We start from the raw sequence: 20,971 nt of genomic DNA, 5'->3' as shown, positions 1-20,971 counted from the left end.
TGTTATTAAAGGATGTGATCTACTTTGAAAAAAGAGACCGAACAATTGTGGGCAAGTGAAAAATACACCGTGATGGCTAAGGGATATAACCTTTACAAAGAGGTTCAAGGACTCATGAGAGATGCTCAATCTGAATCTGACTATGAAAAAGTGAGGTTGTTGATTGCTGAGTTGAAGGAAAAACCTTTTGAGCGTCGTGCTTTATGCAACACTTTAGAACATGTTTGGGGTTATTTTAAAAAATCAGCAGAAGAAGTGGACAAAGAGCACTTCTTTTCGCTACTGAAGACGTTGAGAGCGTCAGATGAAGAGTATTATGATGAAATACCGTATGAAATTAGTCTTTTTATGCAATATTTGCTTCAAAAATACCCTTCAGAATACTTATCACGTTCAACATTTATTAAGAATTGAGGATGCTCCCGTCGTGTTGTGGGATCATCCTTTTGTTTTGGCCTAAAATAGGTGCAGTTTCGGTGGACGAAACTGTTCTTTGTGCATACCCTGATGGGTATTTTTGAGAATCAATCAAGAAGTTCAAGCCTTTAAGCATGAATCCAAAAGTTTTGGCTATTTATCCACGAGTCGACAAACCTCGACATCCAGCAGACATGTTTACCCCCTCATTTACCCCTCCACATCAAAAAAGACACCCCGCTCTAACTAAAAGCGGGATGCCTCTCTGCCGTACCTATAAACTTCTATTAGATCGCCTCAACAGACAATCGTAATTGCTCTTCGAAATCTTCTGCATGTTCGCGTTTTTGCTCTGCATCCCAGCCCAATTTGTCGGCCATGCAGTTGATCACACTTTCTTTCCACTCATATACCGTATCAATGTCAAAATATAGAGCAGACGTACGGCGGATCAAGAAGTCAGATGGTGTGGATGTCATCTCATACTCTAATGCGTAGAGTAATGATGCATACAAGCTTTCTGGCAAGTTGTAGCTCTTCGCTTCTTCACCGCGTTCTTTCATATAACCATATACGATGTCGATGTTCGTCCCGTAACGCTGAACGAGCTCGCGAGCTTTTGCTTCATCTAAGCCTAATGCTAAGCCTTCCTGTACTTTTGTACGAAGGAAGTCTGCGAAGTTTTGGCTTCCGCCCATCTTACCGCCTGATAATTCCATATGTTGCGTACGGCAACCAGGGAATTTTGCTCCTTCTTCTTCACCGAGCTGATCACGAACGATATCCACGACTTTTTCAGCCATTTTACGGTAACCTGTCAGCTTACCACCAGCGATTGTTAGTAATCCTGATGGAGAATGGAACACTTCATCTTTACGAGAAATTTCTGAAGGTCCTTTCTTCGGTTCGTGAATTAACGGACGAAGTCCTGACCATGAAGATTCAACATCGTCGCGCGTGATCTTCACATCTGGGAACATGAAGTGGATCGTATTTAGAACATATTGAAGATCTTCTTCTGTCATGCCTGGGTTTGCAAGGTCTCCCTTGTAATCGGTATCTGTTGTACCTACATACGTTTTACCTGCACGAGGAATCGCGAACACCATACGGCCATCTTCTGTGTCATAGTAAACCGCTTGTTTTAATGGGAACTTAGAGCCATCAATAACAAGGTGAATTCCTTTTGTATGGTGAATCTCTTTTCCTGTTTTTGAACGATCTTCTTCTCGAAGTTCATCTACCCATGGACCTGTTGCGTTCACGATCTTTTTCGCGTAGATCTCATGCACTTCACCAGTAAGCTGGTCTTCTACTTTTACACCGACCGCTCTTTTTCCGTTATAGATAAAGCTTGTAACTTTCGCGTAATTAACAGCTGATGCTCCGCGTGATACAGCTTCTTTCATGATTTCAAGCGTCAGACGAGCGTCATCTGTTTTGTATTCTACGTAATATCCACCGCCAAGCAAGTTATCCTTTTTCAACAGTGGTTCACGGCGTAATGTTTCTTCAGCTGAAAACATTTTTCTGCGTTCTTTACGTTTTACGCCTGCTAAGAAATCGTACACTTTTAGACCGATGGATGTGGAGAACTTCCCGAACGTACCGCCTTTATAAAACGGAAGAAGCATCCACTCTGGTGTTGTTACGTGTGGAGCGTTCTCGTACACAATCGCACGTTCTTTACCAACCTCAGCAACGAGTTTCACTTCGAATTGTTTTAAATAACGAAGTCCACCATGAACAAGCTTTGTAGAACGGCTGGATGTTCCAGCAGCAAAGTCCTGCATCTCTACAAGACCGACCTTCATACCACGCGTTTGGGCATCTAATAAAATCCCTGCTCCAGTTACGCCTCCTCCGATTACAAGGAGATCAAGCTTCTCTTGTTTCATACCTGTAATAATTTCTTCTCTTTTATATGTTGAAAATGATGCTGTCATTTTCTCTTCACTCCTTCTGTACAGAACCGTTGGACATATATAATACGGGTAGTTTTCCCGGAATCAGCGAACCCAACACACGTTTTTCAACATTTCCGTGTATTGGCACGTATGCACGCAAAAAAAGACCACAAGAACCCCGCAACGTTTGTACGAGGTTTTGTGGTCTCTCCTGATCTCCAACCGGTTCAATATCAACTTGGGTTTAGTATAACGCAGTTTTCAAGATTTTGAAAGGGTTATGCTTTAGGTTTGTATGCGATCGTTGCTTCAACAGCTTTTTTCCAGCCATCATAAAGCTCTTTACGCTCTTCTTCTTTCATGTTTACGTCGAAGTCTTTGTCCACTTTCCATTTATCTGCGATTTCTTGACGGTCGCCCCAGAAACCTACAGCAAGACCTGCAAGATATGCAGCACCAAGCGCAGTCGTTTCGTTAATCTCTGGACGCTCAACCGGAACGTTTAAGATATCACTTTGGAACTGCATCAAGAAATTGTTCTTAACCGCTCCGCCATCTACACGAAGTTTCTTCAACTCAATACCTGAGTCTGCTTCCATCGCTGTTAACACATCTGCTGTTTGATACGCCAGTGACTCAAGTGTCGCACGGACGAAGTGTTCTTTTTCTGTACCACGTGTCAGTCCGAAGATCGCACCGCGTGCTTCTGAATCCCAGTAAGGAGTTCCGAGCCCTACGAAAGCTGGCACAACATACACGCCATCTGTTGATGCAACGCGCTCTGCATAATCTTCACTGTCTGCCGCATCTTTTAACATACGAAGTCCGTCGCGCAGCCATTGAATCGCTGATCCTGCAACAAAGATACTTCCTTCAAGTGCGTATTCGACTTTACCGTCCACACCCCAAGCGATGGTAGTTAATAGGCCATGCTCTGACTTAACTGCTTTTTCTCCTGTGTTCATTAGCATGAAGCAACCTGTTCCATAAGTGTTCTTCGCCATTCCTTTTTCAAAACAAGCTTGTCCGAAAAGTGCCGCCTGTTGATCGCCCGCGATACCTGCGATCGGAATATTTTTACCGAAGAAGTGATAGTCGATCGTTTCACCATAAATTTCAGATGATGATTTTACTTCTGGAAGCATTGATTTCGGAACGCCTAAGATCTCAAGAAGCTCGTCATCCCATTTCAGATCGTATATATTGTACATGAGTGTACGTGAAGCGTTTGAATAGTCCGTAACGTGCGCTCTTCCACCAGTTAGTTTCCATACTAGCCACGTATCGATCGTACCGAATAATAGATCACCGTTTTCTGCTTTTTCACGAGCACCATCAACGTTATCAAGGATCCATTTCACTTTTGTTCCTGAGAAATAAGCATCGATTAACAATCCAGTTTTATCACGGAATTTATCGTTTAAGCCTTGAGATTTTAGTTCATCACAGATTTCAGCGGTCTGACGAGACTGCCATACGATCGCGTTGTGCACAGGTTTTCCAGTGTTCTTGTCCCAAACGACCGTTGTTTCACGCTGGTTCGTGATTCCAATTGAAGCGATTTCGCCTGGGTCTGTATCTGTTTTTGAAAGAACTTCAGCAACTACTGCTAAGATCGTTCCCCAGATTTCTTGTGCATCATGCTCTACCCAGCCTGGCTTCGGGAAGTGCTGCTTGAATTCCTTTTGTGAGATCTCAACGACTTCTCCAGCTTTGTTAAAAAGGATCGCTCTAGAACTTGTCGTCCCTTGATCGAGTGCAATGATATATTTCTTTTCCATACGTAAACCCTCCCAAATTGGTTTGTTGTTATTGTTTTAGTTTTCTATTTGATCTCCATGAGGCAGTGCATGTGTGCCTTTACTTCCTAAGAAGAATGTTATGGCGAAAATCGCTACTGATACCACTGTCCATATCCAGAATAATGTTGTAACTTTCCCTGTGAAAACTGCTTGGTAGAACAATGCTCCAAAAACTCCTCCGAGCACTGGTCCTACAACTGGAATCCATGAGTATGTCCAGTTAGATCCGCCTTTTCCTGGAATCGGCAAGATGAAATGCGCGATTCTTGGACCAAGGTCACGAGCAGGGTTGATCGCATATCCTGTTGGTCCACCAAGTGATAATCCAATGGCTACGATTAAAAATCCGACGATCAGTGGATTTAACCCATCTGAAAATTTATTCGCCCCGATTGACAATAATCCTACTAGTAAAACCGCAGTTCCAATGAATTCTGATAAAAGATTCGAAAACGTATGTGGAATTGCAGGGTCCGTTGAGAAAACTCCTAATTTTACCGCTGGATCATCTGTTGCTTTCCAGTGTGGAAGGAAGTGGAAGTAAACGACCATTCCTCCTAAAATACCCCCGATCATCTGTGCAAGGATATAAGCTGGTACATCAGCCCATGCAAATTCACCGATTGAAGCGAGACCAAGCGTAACGGCTGGGTTAAGATGTGCGCCACTAAAGCTTCCAACTGCATATACCGCCATCGCTACGGCTAATCCCCAAGCAAGTGCGACAACGATCCATCCGCCACCTTGGGCTTTTGATTTATTCAAGGAAACGTTTGCAACAACGCCCCCGCCAAATATGATTAGAATCATTGTTCCTATCAGTTCTGCCATAAATGTAGACATGTATTTTCCTCCTTTATGCAATCGCTATCAATTATAAGTGCAAGCCTGTGAACGGATTTCATCAAAAAAAGACCCAGCAAAAGATACCTATAGTTTTGCTATAAGTAACCCTTGTGGATCTCCATGTTCTCCGTCACGTTTATGAACTTGTCTCTATTATAACAAGGATGAAAACGTTGTCAAACGTTATTTCACAAGAACATTAGATCCACAATTCAGGGTTTGAAGTCGTCACAGCCTCTGCACCTGCTTCAAGTGCTTCCATCACATTAACTTTTGTACGAATCAATCCACCAGCAATTACCGGTATACCCGCTTGCTCACTCACTTCTCTTATTATTTCCGGCATGATGCCTGGCAAAACCTCTAAATAGTCTGGCTGAGCACGTTCAATGACTTTATAACTCGTTTCAAGTGCTAATGAATCTAATAAAAATAACCGCTGAACCGCGATCATGTTCTTCTTTTTAGCACGAATGATACAGTTGGAGCGCGTTGAAATGATTCCTGCTGGTTTCATTTCTTGTGCTAAAAAGTCGACTGCATACTCATTTGCTTTCAGGCCGTTAATCAGATCAAGATGGACCAATACCTTCTTTTTACGTTCGTTCGCCATAGCGATCATAAATTTTAACTGGCTGATATGTGTATCCAAACATACGATATATGTGTATTTGCTGTTTAGCAGCTTCTCAAAATCCTTCATCTTTCTCGCTGCCGGCAAAACTTTTTGTCCATGAAAGCTCATCTTGCACACCCCTTACTTTCTTATCATTCACCAGTTCTCACATTTTATTGCAAACCCCGGTAAACCGCCTTTTTTACATATTAAGTGATAATAACACATACAACTACTGACGGACGAGCATTTAATAGTATATAGCTCGTATAAAGAGCTATATTTCTTAGGACACTTCCTTAGCTTGAGGAGGTGATAAGCATGATTAAAAAGAGAAAGAAACCTGTGATCTCTCCTGTTGGCGAATTTCAGAACCCTTTTGGTGATGAAATGGTTCAAATGGAAGAGGCAGCAGAAACGAACGCGATGACTAGTGAAAATGGCGACCAATTATGGTTACGTAGGGTCTCATGTGCTCGGCCGATTTTTGGAAGAAACTAAATAAAAACGATCCATCCAATGTTCAACCTTCTCAAACTGAACGTGATGTATTGTAATAAAGCCCCTTTGACTTATTTTGAACGAGTCGGAGGGGTTTTTGAGTTCTGAAAAAGAATAAAGGTACAGTTTCAGTTCCCGAAACTGAACAACTCAGATACTGTGCGGGGTATTAACTTCATGCAATCCAAAAGTTTAAGCCGTTTATCCAGAAGTTTTGCCTGTTTATCCACGAATTTTAGCCTTCAATCCAAAAGTTTTGCTACTTTATCCACGAGTTTGCAATCCTCGACATTGCTCGCACTCCCTTTATTCCTCTCATACCCCCTACAAGCACAAAAAAAGCCCTCCAACTCTCTAAAAAGAGAGCTGAAGAGCTTTAGAATTAGCGCTTTGTTGCTATGTCGATACGGTTCATTGCGCGTTTAAGCGCAAACTCCGCACGAGCTGCATCTAGGTTGTCTTGTTTGTTGCTTGCAAGACGCTGTTCGGCACGTTCTTTTGCTGCACGTGCACGATCCACTTCGATGTCGCCAGCGATCTCAGCAGCTTCTGCTAAAATCGTGACTTTTTCAGGTCGCACTTCAATAAATCCACCGCTAACGGCCACATATTGTGTTTTCCCATCAACGTCGTGAACACGCACGGCGCTGATCGTTAAAGGAGCTACAAGAGGGATATGGCCTGGAAGAATTCCAAGCTCCCCACTTTTTGCTTTCGCGCTGACCATTTTCGCATTTCCTTCAAACACAGGACCATCAGGGGTTACTACGCTGACTTGAATGGTTTTCATCCAATCTTACCCCTTTCAGGCATTAGGCCAAAGTTTTTGCTTTTTCAATAGCATCCTCAATAGAGCCTACGAGATGGAACGCTGATTCCGGAAGATCATCGTATTTTCCTTCAAGGATTTCTTTGAATCCACGAACTGTTTCTTTAACAGGAACGTATGAACCTTTTTGTCCTGTAAATTGTTCTGCAACGTGGAAGTTTTGAGATAAGAAGAACTGGATACGACGCGCACGGTGTACAACTAGCTTATCGTCTTCAGAAAGTTCGTCCATACCAAGGATTGCGATGATATCTTGAAGCTCTTTATAACGCTGTAAAGTCGCCTGTACTTTACGAGCTACTTCGTAATGCTCTTCTCCAACGATCTCAGGAGAAAGTGCACGTGAAGTTGAAGCTAGTGGATCTACCGCTGGATAGATACCCATAGCTGTAAGTTTACGCTCAAGGTTAGTTGTTGCATCTAAGTGGGCGAACGCTGTAGCTGGAGCCGGATCCGTATAGTCATCGGCAGGTACATAGATCGCTTGGATAGATGTTACAGAACCTTTTTTCGTAGATGTGATACGCTCTTGTAATTGACCCATCTCAGTTGCAAGAGTTGGCTGGTAACCTACCGCTGATGGCATACGGCCAAGAAGGGCAGATACTTCAGATCCTGCTTGCGTGAAACGGAAGATGTTATCTACGAAGAAAAGAACGTCTTGTCCTTCTTCATCACGGAAGAATTCAGCCATTGTCAAACCAGAAAGAGCGATACGTGCACGTGCTCCAGGCGGCTCGTTCATCTGTCCGAATACCATTGCCGTTTTCTTGATAACACCAGAGTCGCTCATCTCGTGGAAAAGGTCATTTCCTTCACGAGTACGCTCACCAACACCTGCGAATACGGAGATACCACCGTGTTCTTGTGCGATGTTGTTGATAAGCTCCTGGATAAGTACTGTTTTACCTACACCCGCACCACCGAAAAGACCGATTTTTCCACCTTTTACGTATGGAGCGATAAGGTCAACGACTTTGATCCCTGTTTCAAGGATCTCCGTTTTAGTTGTTAATTCTTCAAAAGAAGGTGCTGAACGGTGGATCGGGTCGCGGCGAACATCTGCCGGTACTGCCTCACCAAGGTCAATGTGATCACCTGTTACGTTAAATACACGTCCAAGAGTTGCTTCACCTACTGGTACAGAGATCGGCTTACCTGAGTCAGCGATTTCCATTCCACGAACAAGACCATCCGTTGAATCCATTGCGATTGTACGAACCATGTTATCACCAAGGTGAAGTGCTACTTCTAGTGTTAAGTCAACACCCTCAGCGCTAACAGTTAAAGCGTTAAGCAATTCTGGAAGCTGGCCTTCGAACTTAACGTCAACGACCGGTCCAAGAATTTGAGTAATATAGCCTTTATTCATCGGTTTCCCTCCTATCTTACTTTGCACATTAGCTGCTAGAATCACTTTTAAAAAAGTCTATTCTAGAGCTGCTACACCGCCGACGATTTCCGTAATTTCCTGAGTGATAGCTGCTTGACGCTCACGGTTGTACGAGAGGTTCAATTGGCCGATCAGTTCATTAGCGTTATCCGTTGCATTTCTCATCGCAGTCATACGAGAAGCATGCTCGGCTGCTTTCGCATCAAGTAAAGCACCATAAATCAAGCTCTCCGCATATTGAGGAAGAAGCACTTCAAGGATCTCGTCCTCTGATGGTTCATACTCATAGGAAGATTTTGATTTTGTTGCAGCGATATCTGTTAACGGAAGAAGCTTCTTCTCCGTCAGATCGCTCTGAATGGCACTTACAAAATGGTTGTAATACATGTAAAGCTCATCAAATGTTCCGTCCGCATAAAGACCGACTGCCTTTGATGCGATCGCCTTGATCTCAGCAAAGGATGGCTGGTCTGCCACGCCTGTGATGCTGTCCAAGATAGACATCTTACGGCTTTTGAAAAAGTTCACCCCAACTTTACCGATCACGATCAATGCATACTCATCTGCTGATTTGTGACGCTCTTGAATCGTACGGTAAACGTGGCGCAAAATATTCGAGTTATAAGCTCCTGCTAATCCACGGTCAGCTGTAACGACAAAGTAACCCGTCTTCTCCACTGGTCGTGTTAAAAGCATAGAGTGTTTCGCGTTGCTTCCAGATGCGATGCTTCCTACCACTTCTTGGATCTTATCCACGTAAGGGCCGAAAGATTTCGCATTTTGCTCAGCGCGGTTTAGCTTTGCAGCTGAAACCATCTCCATCGCTTTTGTGATCTGCATCGTCTTCTTAGTAGAATCTATTCTAGCTTTTATATCTTTCAATGCCATTCATTTTCACCACCTTTATTGGTAGTTTAAAAATCGGTTAACCTCATTTTAAACATAGTAAGCTGGTTGCAAGGCGCAGCACATCACTGCAACTGCACCTCTGCTTTTAAAGTCTATATATCTTACGCGAATGTCTTTTTGAATGCTTTGATCGCTTCGTCTAGGCTGTCGTCGCCAGGAAGTTTACCAGTCGTTTTGATTGCATCAAGAACGTCTTTAGAGTTTGCTTCCATGTGAGCGTAAAGCGCTTCTTCAAAGCGGTTTACATCTTCAACAGCTACATCATCGATGTAACCACGAGTCAATGCATAAAGGATTGCAACTTGATGCTCAACTTTTAGTGGCTTGTGAAGTCCTTGCTTAAGTACTTCAACTGTACGTGCACCACGGTTTAGTTTTGCTTGAGTCGCTTTATCAAGGTCAGATCCGAACTGAGCGAATGCTTCTAGTTCACGGTATGAAGCAAGGTCTAGACGAAGTGTACCAGATACTTTGCTCATCGCTTTGATCTGAGCCGCTCCCCCTACACGAGAAACGGAGATACCTGCGTTGATCGCCGGACGAACTCCGGAGAAGAACAAGTCAGATTGTAAGAAGATCTGTCCGTCTGTGATAGAGATAACGTTTGTTGGAATATAAGCAGATACGTCAGATGCTTGCGTTTCAATGAACGGAAGCGCTGTGATCGATCCGCCACCTAGCTCGTCATTCAACTTCGCTGCACGCTCTAACAAGCGAGAGTGAAGGTAGAATACGTCCCCTGGATAAGCTTCGCGGCCTGGAGGACGACGAAGTAGCAAGGAAAGCTCACGGTATGCAGCAGCTTGCTTAGAAAGATCATCATAAATGATCAATACGTGCTTGCCAGCCCACATGAATTCTTCAGCCATAGATACCCCAGCATAAGGAGCTAGGAACAACATTGGTGCAGGTTGAGAAGCTGATGCTGATACAACGATCGTGTAATCAAGCGCTCCGTGTGAACGAAGTGTTTCTACAACGCCCGCAACTGTTGATTCTTTTTGACCGATCGCTACATAGATACAGATCATATCTTGATCTTTTTGGTTAAGGATCGTATCGATCGCTACAGCTGTTTTACCTGTTTGACGGTCACCGATGATAAGCTCACGTTGTCCGCGTCCGATTGGCACAAGTGCGTCAATCGCTTTAATACCTGTTTGAAGCGGCTCATGTACTGATTTACGAGCCATTACGCCTGGAGCTTTTTGCTCGATAGGACGTGTTTTTGTAGTAGCAATTGGACCTTTGCCATCGATAGGCTGTCCAAGAGGGTTAACTACACGGCCAAGAAGCTCTTCACCTACAGGAACTTCCATGATACGTCCTGTACGTTTTACTTCGTCACCTTCACGAATTTCTTGGTAAGGCCCAAGAATGATGATACCTACGTTGTTTTCTTCAAGGTTTTGGGCCATACCCATTACACCGTTAGAAAATTCAACTAGCTCACCAGCCATAACGTTATCTAATCCATGGGCACGGGCAATACCGTCACCGACCTGGATAACTGTACCCACATCATTAACTTCGATCTCAGATTGATAGTTTTCAATCTGTTTTTTAATTAAAGCACTGATTTCTTCAGCTTTAATGCTCATGAATTTCACCCCTATCCTCTCAGCTTCCGTTAGAAGCTAATTGACGTTCCATTCGATTCAACTTTCCGCTGATGCTTCCGTCAAAAATACGGTTGCCAATGCGGATTTTAATTCCTCCAACAAGAGAAGAATCTACAATATTATTAATGCGCAACGCTCTTTTGCCGACTCGGGCAGCAAACGTTTGCTCCAACTTCTGTATCTCTGAGTCTGATAAAGGACGTACAGAATATACATTTGCGTCGGCAATGCCTTGTGCCTCATTTGCTAATTCAATGAACTGCGCTGCCATCTCTGTGATGTATGTGTAACGGTTACGGTCTACCATCAGATAGATCGTGTTCATTACAGCAGTAGAAAGTTCAGCTCCAACACTCTCTTTGATCAAAGCTTTCTTTTGATCTTTTGATACTTTTGGATGTGATAGAACTTTTTGAAGCTCTTTGTTAAGCTCCAGTACGTTCTTCACAAGACGCAATTCTGAAACTGTATCTTCAAGTTTCGTAACACCAACTACTTCAAATAGTGCTAATGCATAACGTTTTGCTACGATTGCTTGATCTTTGCTCATCGAGACTCGCCTACCTCTTGAAGGTATTCGTTAATAAGCTTCTCCTGAGAGCTCTCATCAAGTTCTTTTGCAATAACTTTAGAAGCGATCTTAACGGATAGAGCAGCAACTTCTTGACGAAGTGTAGCAACTGCTTTTTCTTTCTCAGAAGCGATCTCAGCTAATGCAGCTTCTTTTACACGCTCAGCTTCATCACGAGATGCTTTAATGATTGCTTCACCTTGTGCTTCGCCTTGCTTTTTAGCATTGTCGATAATAGACTTTGCTTCTTCTTTCGCTTTCTTCAACTCAGCAACTTGAGTCTCAAGATAGCTCTTAGCTTCTTGACGGGATTTTTCAGCCGCATCAATTTCGCTGTTGATATGTGATTGGCGCTCCTTCATGATTCCCATTAACGGGCCCCATGCGAATTTACGCAATAATACTAGTAGGATTAAAAATGCAGCTAATTGGTAAAGGATATCACCTGTGTTCAGGCCTCCACCTGCAGCAGCACCTAGAATTAAGTTTTGCACACCATTTCCTCCCTTCAATCAATCATACATAAGGAATGGCGAAGGGTAGTCCCTCAACGGAAACTTGCTTCGCCATTATAGAAATCGTAATAAACAGTGGTTGTTTTAAGGATTAAGAACCAAGCGCGATGAACGCGATAACCACACCGATGATTGGAAGTGCCTCAACTAATGCAACCCCGATGAACATTGTTGTTTGAAGAGTACCACGTAGTTCTGGTTGACGAGCGATCCCCTCAACTGTACGTCCTACGATCAAACCGTTACCAATACCAGCACCAAGTGCCGCTAGACCTACCGCGATTGCAGCTGCAATAAGATTCATGATAAAATTTCTCCCTTCTGAATTCCCTTAAAGTTTTTATGAAAATGGGCTTCTTATTATAGAAGCTTGATATTTCCTAAAGATTAGTGATCGTGACTTACTTTATGTGCCAAGTAAACCATTGTTAGCATCGTGAAGATAAATGCTTGGATTGCACCAACGAATACTGAGAAGCCTTGCCACACGATTAGTGGGAAGATTCCGAGTACGCCAGCAAAAATACCCATCTTAGTCAAACCTACCAATAGACCTAAAAGCATCTCACCTGCGAAAATGTTACCGTAAAGACGAAGACCAAGCGTTAATGTGTTCGCAAACTCTTCAATAATCTTTAGTGGGAACAAGAACTTCATCGGCTTGAAGAATTCAGCTCCATATTCCTTGACACCTTTCATTCTCACACCGTAATAGTGTGATAGCGCCACTACCATAACTGCTAGAGTCAAAGTAATAGTTGGGTCTGCAGTAGGGGATTTCCACCATAGATTATGGTCGACTACTACTGCAAAAGGTAATCCCAGCATGTTGGCAACGAAAATATACATGATTAATGTAAGTCCTAAAGCTAAAAAGCGTCCGCCCGTATGCCAATCCATTGTGCTGTTGATGATTCCTTTTACGAAATCGACTACCCATTCAAGGAAGTTTTGCATTCCTCCTGGTCGCATTGACAGGGTTCGAGTAGCGAGTACCGCAATAAGGAAAACAATAACGGATGAAACTGTGATCATTAGTACGTTTGACAGATTAAAAGTCAAACCTAGAAAATCAGCTGTAACTGCACCATGTTCCACCTATGTTCACCTCTTTTCCTTTGGAGTACGTGTAACTTGAGTTAGTGAATCTATTAACATGATAATGTAGACTGACATCAATCCCACTACCACACTTAATAAATGAAAATGTTCCGGGTATTTCATCGCGATGAGCACCGCTAACCCTGCAAAGAGGAGCCTTGAAAGTGAACCGAGTGTTTTCACTCTTTTCTGCTGAATCACTGCTTGTCCCATGCGGTCGATCTTCGAATACATGCTCCAAAGATTATAGAGGCTAAAAGCAGTTCCTAGAGCTAGTCCTAAAAAGATAGCTTTGTAAGGAGTGACAGCATAACCGACGAAAAAAAGAGAGAGAAGATATAATGTGTACTTTATGTATTTGAAAAACACCGATTTGTACTCATTCATCATTGCCCGTCCCCTGAAAACTTCGATATTAAGCGGATCATCCCGTAAACACCTGTTCCAAGACCTAGAAACAACCCGATGATAAGGAAGATTGGAAATTCATTGCCGACTTTCTCGTCCAGCCATTTCCCTCCAAAAAGTCCAACTAAGATACATCCAACAAGCTGAGAAAGAATGCCAGACATTAAAGCCATCGCTTTATAAGGGCGTTTCCCGTTGCTCATATCGTATGGACTCCTTCCTTCTGGAAATTTGGTAATAATTTTCTTGAAAACCCTTGTAAACACAAGAATGTAAACCTTACCATATTCCCTTTGTAAGAATACAATAGTGCCATTTCTATGTCAACGACTTCCGGGACGGTTTATTAAATAAATTGTGGAAATTTTGTGGCTTGTTTCAATGGTTTATTATTCACTTTGTTTACTACTTCTGCCTGCACTTTCCATATTCCTGAATAAATCACCCTATTTGATAAATACTTACATTAAATATATGGAAGGAGCTTGTTCGACATGAAACAAAAAATATTTATTTTCTTTTCGTTGATTGGGATTTTGGTAGCTGGCGGCTGTATGAACAATGACAAAAAGCCTTCAGAAGAATCTACAAACATGAAAAATAACGTGGAGAACGATCGTACAAAACCTTTGAACGTTCAATATAACGACCAAACCCCGTCAGAAGATTTAAATTCATCTGTGACACAAAACGACTACGCAAAATGGGGCAAGATGGCTCTGGCTGAGACGAGGAAAAAATATCCGAACAGCAGAGTAAGTGATTATCAGTACGATACACGGAACATCAGTCCGGACGGCACGATCTCGGATTACTTTGACTTCAAGGTGTATCAACAAGATAAGATGCATCTTGTAAAAGTTGGCGTAATGCATGATGACAACAAGCTTATTGATATGAAGTTCGAGGAAATGCATTAAATAAACGTTATGTGCGGGCTGACGTATGTCAGCCTTCTTTTTTTCGGTTTTACGGTACGTGTTCTTTTATTTATTACACGTTCGCGCAATAGACCATGAGTTTCGCTCAGTTGAGCAGAGTTTTCGCTCAGTTTGAACTCCGTTTCGCTCAATGGAGTCTGGTTTTCGCTCAGGATTACCTGCGTTTCGCTCACAACGAAGATTTAATCCTTTTTACGAACAAAAAAACTGCCTGAAAGAGGGTTTTCACCCGCGATCAAGTCAGTTTTTAATTTACTGCTTATTTAGTTCCGAATAAACGGTCTCCAGCATCGCCTAGACCTGGAACGATGTAGCCGTGATCGTTTAATTTTTCATCAAGTGCTGCTAAGAAAATATCAACGTCTGGGTGCTCGTCTTGAATTACTTTAATACCTTCTGGAGCTGCTACTAAACACATAAGCTTAATGTTTTTCGCGCCGCGTTTTTTGATTGATTCAATAGCTGCCGCTGCAGATCCACCTGTAGCAAGCATCGGATCGATCACGATAAAATCACGCTCTTCTACGTCCGAAGGAAGCTTCACATAGTATTCGATCGGTGTTAATGTTTCAGGATCACGGTAAAGCCCAACATGTCCAACTTTTGCTGCTGGAATGAGTTTAAGGATTCCGTCTACCATTCCAAGCCCTGCACGAAGGATCGGTACTAGCCCTAGTTTTTTCCCAGCGATCGTTTTCATAGTTGCTTCAGCAACCGGCGTTTTCACCGTTACCTCTTGCAATGGAAGATCACGTGTAATTTCAAAAGCCATAAGCCCCGCTACTTCATCAACAAGCTCACGAAATTCTTTCGTACCCGTACGTTCGTCACGGATGTATGTTAATTTATGCTGAATTAACGGATGATCAAGGACATATACCTCACTCATGTTTTAAGCACCTCTCCTTATGTAACATTTATTTTCGTTCAAAAAGCATCTCTAGCATTGTACAGAAAAACAACCTTCACTTCAAGGAAAATCAGCATAGAAACGATAGTTTTCTGACTCCAAATTTTACATATAAACTCCTCTACTACTATTCCCTGAATTTAGAGGTGAAATCCCCAAAAAACATTCTATATGCCTGGCATGCTGGAGCCCTAATTGTAATTTACTGTCCAGTTATCCAATAATACTGTCCACTTTACTGACTTTCCTGTCCAGTTCTCTATAAATACTGTCCACTTTTCACATTTTACTGTCCACTTAAGTAAAAATACTGTCCACTCAGTTCTCACGCACAACAAAAAAACACCCACATGAATGGATGCTTTTAAGCTTTTTTGTTACTCATCCGCTTTTAACTCTGTATACACAACCAACCGCTCTTCATGTGTGCCCTCTTCTACATTAAAGGTTCCGGTACATGTGATTAAGTTCAGTTTGCTGCCGTATGCATAGTCAAATATTTTTTCAACAGGGGCTGTTTCTCTGTTGTATTTTTCTTTTCCCGTTACTTCAAAAGTTAACGCCTTACCGTCTTGATCCTTGACGATAACTTCATCACCATTCTTAAGCTCTTCAAGCTTATAAAAAACAGCTGGACCTGATTTACTGTCTACATGGCCTGCCATTACTGCGTTTCCTGGAGATCCCGGTTTCGCCCCATCACTAAACCATCCTACGGTATCCATTCCTTTTGGAACACCCATCTGACCGTTTTCTAGTCTGCCTACCTTCTCAATTTCGGTACTGATATTTAAAGCTGGTATTTCAATTGCTATTGGAACAATACCTTCTGTATCTGCTTTTAATTTTAATCCTTCAGGTGGTGTTAGTTCGGTTGATGATGCTTTTACTTCTTTCTCTTGTTCTTGAATCTTTATCGTTTCACTAGATTCAGAAGCTTTATTATTCTTCGTGTCTTCTTGAGCTGAACAACCGGTTATTAATAGTCCCGCGAGCATTAGACCACCAAACACCTTCTTCATAAAAATCTTCCTTTCCATCTCAAATAGATAGAAAAGATGGAGGACAGATTTGCTGCCCTCCACTCTTAACTCTTAAGAATTATTCGTCGCCTTTTTGCGAAGAATCATCGCTGTTGTTGCTGAAGCTAAGATCAGTCCGAACAAGCTCCAAAGAATAGCATCGTTTGTTGATTGACTCATTCCACCCATTCCTGTTTTCGGCATATCGGATGGCTTTTGGCCAGCAAACTTGTCTGGGAACTGATCAACAATCGCACCAGATAGAGATTGTCCTACTCCAAACATGTGAGCATAAGCTTCAGAGATGTTCTTGTAAGCGGCTGGATAATCTTTGCCTGTATAGCTGTTGAATGCTGCTAATAACTGATCAATGTGTACTTTTAAGCCTTCTTCTAAGTCAGCTGCTTTTAGGCGTCCTTCTGTTGCCGTGTCTAGAAACTTAGCTTGTTCCATACGGTACTCATCGAGTTCAGCGATGGCTTGCTTCTTGCCATCTTCATTCTTTTCTGCAGTTGCTGTTACATAGTCAACGAAGTAACCGATATGGCTGCTCCAGATTTCTTTAAATTGCGCTGCACCTTCTGCACCATATACAGATTCTACAGCTGCTGTGATGTCATCTGTATTTTCGTTCAGCTCAGCTGCCGCTGCTTCAAAGTCTTTAGCACCATCAATTCCTTTTTGCATCGTTAATGCCGCTAACGCAGCATGTGCAGAGAACACACTGTTCAAGTCAGCACGAAGATCAGCTGCAGGTGTATCTACTGATTTGTTTTCAAACTTGTCAGGGAATTGATCCGTTATCGCCCATGAAAGACCTTTACCTGTCATGAACATGTGGTGCATCGCTTCAGAAATGTTGTCATACGCTTTGTCGTATTCGCCAGTTCTATAGCTTTCAAACGCCCAGATCAGCTGGTCGATGTGTACTTTCAACCCTTCTTCTAAATCAGCAGCTTTTAATCTACCTTCCGTTGCTTTATCAAGAAAGTCAGCTTGTGTTGTGCGGTATTTATCCAATTCAGCGAGTGCTTGTTTTCTGCCTTCTTCATTATTTTCAGCAGTTGCTGTTACATAGTCCACAAAATAGCCGATGTGGCTGCTCCAGATTTCTTTGAACTGCGCTCCAGCTTCTTCACCGTAAACAGATCCGACCGCTTTTGACAGTGCCTCTGTATTTTGGTTCAGCTGTCCAGCCGCAGCTTCAAAGTCTTCTTTTCCGTCAATTCCTTTTTGCATCGCAACTACAGCTAGGAATGCATGCTCTGAAAGAAGAGTATCCAATGAAGCGCGAAGATCAATTGCCGGGTTTGAAACTTCAGCAGACATAGGTCCTTTGCTATGATTCTCATGACCATGTGCATTTGCCACTGTGAAGGTAGGTATTAGTAAAGAAACACTTAACGGTACTGCTAAAAGTGCTTTTTTCATTTTCATTTGAAATCTCTCCTTTTTAGTTAATTGCATTAAGCTAACGGAGAGAATTTTCATTTGGATCACTCTTACTTAAAATTTTTTTTACTTTATGTCGAAAAAAAAAGTATCGGCTGATTTACGTCCAATACTTTTTCATTGATATAGCATTCTACTAATCCGCTTTTCCACTCCATTTAAAAAATACGGACGACAAAACGATCGAAACGAGCGCGATACAACTTAGTACGAGAACAGGCGTCCAGTTCTCCCATAAAGGTGATGTGTTCCATGTTGCACGCAGCAGTTCGATCACATAATAAAGAGGTAAGATCTTAGCGATATATTGCAGCACATCAGGCATCATCTCTAACGGAAATGTAGCTCCTGACAAAAACAGCATAAGGTTTAGAAAAAGTGAGCTGATCGCTGCCGCTGTTCCTACGTTTTTTGCTAGGGATGTTAGAAAGAGTGCAAACGGAAAAAAGGCAAGGATGCTAAGCAACAGCGCGACTAGCGTACTTCCTAAATAAACAGGTGCATGAAGGTCAAACATGAGCGTTCCGAACACCACAAGAACGACCGCTGAGAAGCAAAAGATCACCGTACCTTGAATCGTGTGGGCAAAGAGAATCTTCCACGGAGCGAGCGGTGTCGATTGATATCGGCGAAGAACTCCCGTTTCCCGATATCCGGTAAGGACCGTTCCTAGTGTAAAAAAAGCGGTCGTCACGATGTTTACCCCAATCCATGAGGGTATGTAAAGGCTCGCAAACGAAAACCCTTCAGGAGCTTGGTTTTCAAACATCGAACCGAACAACCAAATCATAAGTACGGGGAACAAAAACGTCCAGAACACCTGCAGCTTATCTCGAAAAAACATCTTCGTTTCAAGTAATGTTAGTTGCCATAGAGCGGTCATGCGGATGCCCCTCCTTGTAGGTAATGAACAAACAAGTCATCGAGCGTACCTCGTTCAAATTTGTAATCGGAGATATGGTAATTTTCTTCCTGTGCAATCTTAAAAAGGAGATAAGAACAAGATTGAAGATTCTCGGTGTAAAGTTTGAACGCATCTAGCTCTTCATCATGTTCCACTTTGATAACACCGGACATCTGATGAAGCTGAGCGACAGGAAAATCTGGACTTCGGAAGCTGATGAAGTGAGCAGAGATATCTTCTACCAATCGGCTCGGTTCATCTAATGCACGAAGTTCTCCGTTATAGATCATCGCGACTCTGTCACATAGCTTTTCTGCTTCTTCCATGTAATGCGTGGTTACAACAATCGTAGTACCATTATCTCGCAGCGAACGAATAATGTTCCACATCTCTCGCCTTGCATGCGGATCGAGCCCCATGCTTGGCTCGTCTAAAAAGATGATCTCAGGCTCATGTAAAGTAGCAAGTGCTAAAGTTAATCTCTGCTTTTGGCCACCAGATAGGTCATCAAAGTATGTATCCATCTTCTCCTCTAACCCTAGCAGTTTTAGCATCTCATCACTCGTATTTTCTTTGTTGTAGATCGCTGCAAACAATTTCAATGCTTCTTTTACTTTCATTTTCTTTTGGATAGAAGTTGCCTGAAACTGAACACCAATTCGGTGGTTCAACACCTTCCGATCTTTTTCCGGGTTCATGCCTAAAATAGAGACCTCGCCGCTATCCTTTTTCCGAAGACCTTCCATGATCTCGATCGTGGTCGTTTTACCGGCTCCATTTGGTCCGATGATGCCGAATATTTCACCCTTTTTAACAGAAAAAGAAAGATTGTTTACTGCTTTTTTCGTTCCGTAGGATTTCATAAGTGAGCGTACTATGATTACGTCTTCCACGTTATCACTCCTTTACCTTAATTTTACAATACGAGGATGACTGAGAATAGTTTCATCTTATTTCTAACCGGACAAAATCATGTTAAAAAAAACAGAAAAAACCCCTCTGCTGTGTGCAGAAGGGTCTTCGTAATATCTATTTTATTCGTACAACTTATATTTACCTGCAAGCTTCTCAACGCGTGTCTCAGCATCTTTCAACACCGATTCGTCCTCTATGTTTTTTAACACGGACGCCATGATTGAAGCGATCTCGTCCATATCTTCTTCAACAAAACCACGTGAAGTGACCGCAGCTGTTCCTATGCGAATACCGCTCGTTACGAATGGACTTTCTTTATCAAACGGAATCGTGTTCTTGTTTACAGTGATTCCGATATCATCTAATGCTTTTTCAGCCACTTTACCTGTTAGCGCAAGCTCACTCACATTGATCAGAATCAAGTGATTGTCCGTACCATCAGAAACAAGAGTAATGCCTTCTTTTTTCAAAGATTCTGCTAAGCGCTTCGCGTTCTTCACGATCTGCTCTGCGTAGCTCTTGAACTCATCTGTTAATACTTCACCGAACGATACTGCTTTTGCTGCGATAACGTGCATCAAAGGCCCGCCTTGGATGCCTGGGAAGATTGATTTATCAATTTTTTTCGCGAACTCTTCTTTACAAAGAATCATACCGCCACGAGGGCCGCGAAGTGTTTTATGTGTAGTCGTTGTTACAAAATCTGCATAAGGAACTGGATTTTGGTGAAGGCCTGCTGCAACAAGACCTGCAATGTGGGCCATATCCACCATTAGGTAAGCTTCAACTTCATCAGCGATTTCGCGGAACTTTGCAAAATCAATCGCACGCGGATACGCGCTCGCTCCAGCTACGATAAGCTTCGGACGGTGCTCTAGTGCTTTTTGACGAACATCTTCATAATCGATAACATTCTTCTCCGCATCTACGCCGTATTCCACAAAGTTATATTGAATGCCAGAAAAGTTAACAGCACTTCCGTGTGTTAAGTGACCGCCATGAGAAAGGTTCATACCAAGAACAGTGTCGCCTTGCTCGAGGATCGTAAAGTATACAGCCATGTTTGCTTGTGCACCTGAGTGAGGTTGAACGTTAGCGTGTTCGGCACCGAAGATTTCCTTCGCGCGGTCTCTTGCTAGATTCTCAACAACATCCACGTGTTCACATCCGCCATAATAGCGTTTGGACGGGTAGCCTTCTGCATATTTATTCGTAAGTACAGAACCTTGTGCTTCCATTACGGCTTGACTTACAAAGTTTTCAGAAGCAATCAATTCAATTTTCGTACGCTGGCGGTGCAATTCATCCATGATGGATTGGTAAACTTCTTGATCAGCTGTTTTCAAATGGTTCAATTTCGCTTCCCCCTTACCTTATGTGAAAAAATGAT

The 20,971-nt window shown here is 42.6% G+C and carries 23 protein-coding genes; 3 read left to right on the top strand and 20 right to left on the bottom strand.

The annotated features are described in order from the left end of the window. Positions 1-24 precede the first annotated feature (24 nt). Positions 25-414, top strand: coding sequence for a DUF1722 domain-containing protein (locus tag FS458_RS01315; protein WP_144696948.1), 390 nt, complete (start codon positions 25-27; stop codon positions 412-414). 290 nt (positions 415-704) lie between these two features. Here FS458_RS01315 and FS458_RS01310 read toward each other — a convergent pair whose 3' ends face one another. From FS458_RS01310 to FS458_RS01295, 4 genes are all read right to left on the bottom strand, one after another. Beyond that, positions 705-2,363 carry a glycerol-3-phosphate dehydrogenase/oxidase gene (locus FS458_RS01310; protein ID WP_144696945.1) on the bottom strand — a complete coding sequence of 553 codons (1,659 nt, stop codon included), beginning with the start codon at positions 2,361-2,363 and terminating at the stop codon, positions 705-707. 239 nt (positions 2,364-2,602) lie between these two features. Further along, positions 2,603-4,105 carry a glycerol kinase GlpK gene (gene glpK / locus FS458_RS01305; protein ID WP_144696942.1) on the bottom strand — a complete coding sequence of 501 codons (1,503 nt, stop codon included), beginning with the start codon at positions 4,103-4,105 and terminating at the stop codon, positions 2,603-2,605. 36 nt (positions 4,106-4,141) lie between these two features. Further along, positions 4,142-4,969, bottom strand: a complete 828-nt coding sequence (locus tag FS458_RS01300; protein WP_144696939.1) for an MIP/aquaporin family protein — start codon at positions 4,967-4,969, stop codon at positions 4,142-4,144. 202 nt (positions 4,970-5,171) lie between these two features. Then, positions 5,172-5,717, bottom strand: a complete 546-nt coding sequence (locus FS458_RS01295; RefSeq protein WP_144696936.1) for a glycerol-3-phosphate responsive antiterminator — start codon at positions 5,715-5,717, stop codon at positions 5,172-5,174. 192 nt (positions 5,718-5,909) lie between these two features. On the opposite strand from FS458_RS01295, the gene FS458_RS01290 reads away from it, so the two are divergent. Further along, positions 5,910-6,089: a hypothetical protein gene (locus tag FS458_RS01290; protein ID WP_144696933.1), complete on the top strand. Its 180-nt coding sequence runs from the start codon at positions 5,910-5,912 to the stop codon at positions 6,087-6,089. Between the two features lie 382 nt (positions 6,090-6,471). Here FS458_RS01290 and FS458_RS01285 read toward each other — a convergent pair whose 3' ends face one another. The 10 genes from FS458_RS01285 to FS458_RS01240 form a co-directional block, all read right to left on the bottom strand. Continuing rightward, entirely contained in the window at positions 6,472-6,879 is a 408-nt protein-coding gene (locus tag FS458_RS01285) for a F0F1 ATP synthase subunit epsilon (protein ID WP_066398933.1), read from the bottom strand. Positions 6,880-6,901: 22 nt separating this feature from the next. Continuing rightward, complete coding sequence (gene atpD, locus FS458_RS01280; protein ID WP_144696930.1) at positions 6,902-8,290, bottom strand: F0F1 ATP synthase subunit beta; 1,389 nt, start codon at positions 8,288-8,290, stop codon at positions 6,902-6,904. 57 nt (positions 8,291-8,347) lie between these two features. After that, positions 8,348-9,199, bottom strand: a complete 852-nt coding sequence (gene atpG / locus FS458_RS01275) for an ATP synthase F1 subunit gamma (RefSeq protein WP_144696927.1) — start codon at positions 9,197-9,199, stop codon at positions 8,348-8,350. Positions 9,200-9,321: 122 nt separating this feature from the next. After that, entirely contained in the window at positions 9,322-10,821 is a 1,500-nt protein-coding gene (atpA, locus tag FS458_RS01270) for a F0F1 ATP synthase subunit alpha (protein WP_144696924.1), read from the bottom strand. A gap of 19 nt (positions 10,822-10,840) precedes the next feature. Then, positions 10,841-11,392 carry a F0F1 ATP synthase subunit delta gene (locus FS458_RS01265; RefSeq protein ID WP_066398940.1) on the bottom strand — a complete coding sequence of 184 codons (552 nt, stop codon included), beginning with the start codon at positions 11,390-11,392 and terminating at the stop codon, positions 10,841-10,843. Further along, a complete protein-coding gene (atpF, locus tag FS458_RS01260) occupies positions 11,389-11,907 on the bottom strand; it encodes a F0F1 ATP synthase subunit B (protein ID WP_144696913.1) in 519 nt (172 codons plus the stop codon). The genes FS458_RS01265 and atpF overlap by 4 nt, the downstream gene beginning before the upstream one ends. A gap of 112 nt (positions 11,908-12,019) precedes the next feature. Further along, a complete protein-coding gene (gene atpE / locus FS458_RS01255) occupies positions 12,020-12,232 on the bottom strand; it encodes a F0F1 ATP synthase subunit C (protein WP_066244772.1) in 213 nt (70 codons plus the stop codon). A gap of 83 nt (positions 12,233-12,315) precedes the next feature. Continuing rightward, positions 12,316-13,026, bottom strand: a complete 711-nt coding sequence (gene atpB, locus FS458_RS01250; protein WP_137791116.1) for a F0F1 ATP synthase subunit A — start codon at positions 13,024-13,026, stop codon at positions 12,316-12,318. A gap of 6 nt (positions 13,027-13,032) precedes the next feature. Beyond that, the gene (locus tag FS458_RS01245) at positions 13,033-13,419 is read right to left on the bottom strand and encodes an ATP synthase subunit I (RefSeq protein ID WP_144696912.1); all 387 of its coding nucleotides are present in this window, start codon (positions 13,417-13,419) and stop codon (positions 13,033-13,035) included. After that, positions 13,416-13,640 (bottom strand): AtpZ/AtpI family protein, encoded by a 225-nt coding sequence (locus FS458_RS01240; protein WP_066244770.1) that lies wholly within the window; start codon positions 13,638-13,640, stop codon positions 13,416-13,418. Before FS458_RS01240 ends, FS458_RS01245 begins: the two co-directional genes overlap by 4 nt. A gap of 291 nt (positions 13,641-13,931) precedes the next feature. On the opposite strand from FS458_RS01240, the gene FS458_RS01235 reads away from it, so the two are divergent. Beyond that, the gene (locus FS458_RS01235; protein ID WP_144696911.1) at positions 13,932-14,357 is read left to right on the top strand and encodes a DUF3889 domain-containing protein; all 426 of its coding nucleotides are present in this window, start codon (positions 13,932-13,934) and stop codon (positions 14,355-14,357) included. 280 nt (positions 14,358-14,637) lie between these two features. Here FS458_RS01235 and upp read toward each other — a convergent pair whose 3' ends face one another. The 6 genes from upp to glyA all read right to left on the bottom strand — a co-directional run bounded on the left by upp (position 14,638) and on the right by glyA (position 20,936). Beyond that, positions 14,638-15,267 (bottom strand): uracil phosphoribosyltransferase, encoded by a 630-nt coding sequence (upp, locus tag FS458_RS01230; RefSeq protein WP_137791119.1) that lies wholly within the window; start codon positions 15,265-15,267, stop codon positions 14,638-14,640. Between the two features lie 398 nt (positions 15,268-15,665). Further along, entirely contained in the window at positions 15,666-16,310 is a 645-nt protein-coding gene (locus FS458_RS01225) for a class F sortase (protein ID WP_144696910.1), read from the bottom strand. Between the two features lie 72 nt (positions 16,311-16,382). Next, positions 16,383-17,747: a copper amine oxidase gene (locus FS458_RS01220; protein ID WP_144696908.1), complete on the bottom strand. Its 1,365-nt coding sequence runs from the start codon at positions 17,745-17,747 to the stop codon at positions 16,383-16,385. 151 nt (positions 17,748-17,898) lie between these two features. Beyond that, positions 17,899-18,645, bottom strand: a complete 747-nt coding sequence (locus FS458_RS01215) for an ABC transporter permease (RefSeq protein ID WP_144696905.1) — start codon at positions 18,643-18,645, stop codon at positions 17,899-17,901. Further along, positions 18,642-19,559, bottom strand: coding sequence for an ABC transporter ATP-binding protein (locus FS458_RS01210; protein WP_144696903.1), 918 nt, complete (start codon positions 19,557-19,559; stop codon positions 18,642-18,644). The genes FS458_RS01215 and FS458_RS01210 overlap by 4 nt, the downstream gene beginning before the upstream one ends. Before the next feature lie 141 nt (positions 19,560-19,700). Next, positions 19,701-20,936, bottom strand: coding sequence for a serine hydroxymethyltransferase (gene glyA / locus FS458_RS01205; RefSeq protein ID WP_066398968.1), 1,236 nt, complete (start codon positions 20,934-20,936; stop codon positions 19,701-19,703). Positions 20,937-20,971 lie beyond the last annotated feature (35 nt).

Source organism: Fictibacillus phosphorivorans, assembly GCF_007673525.1.
Taxonomy (GTDB): Bacteria; Bacillota; Bacilli; order Bacillales; family Fictibacillaceae; genus Fictibacillus; species Fictibacillus phosphorivorans_C.
The sequence above is the reverse complement of the archived record's forward strand: the minus strand, read 5'-3'. Positions and strand labels throughout refer to the sequence as shown.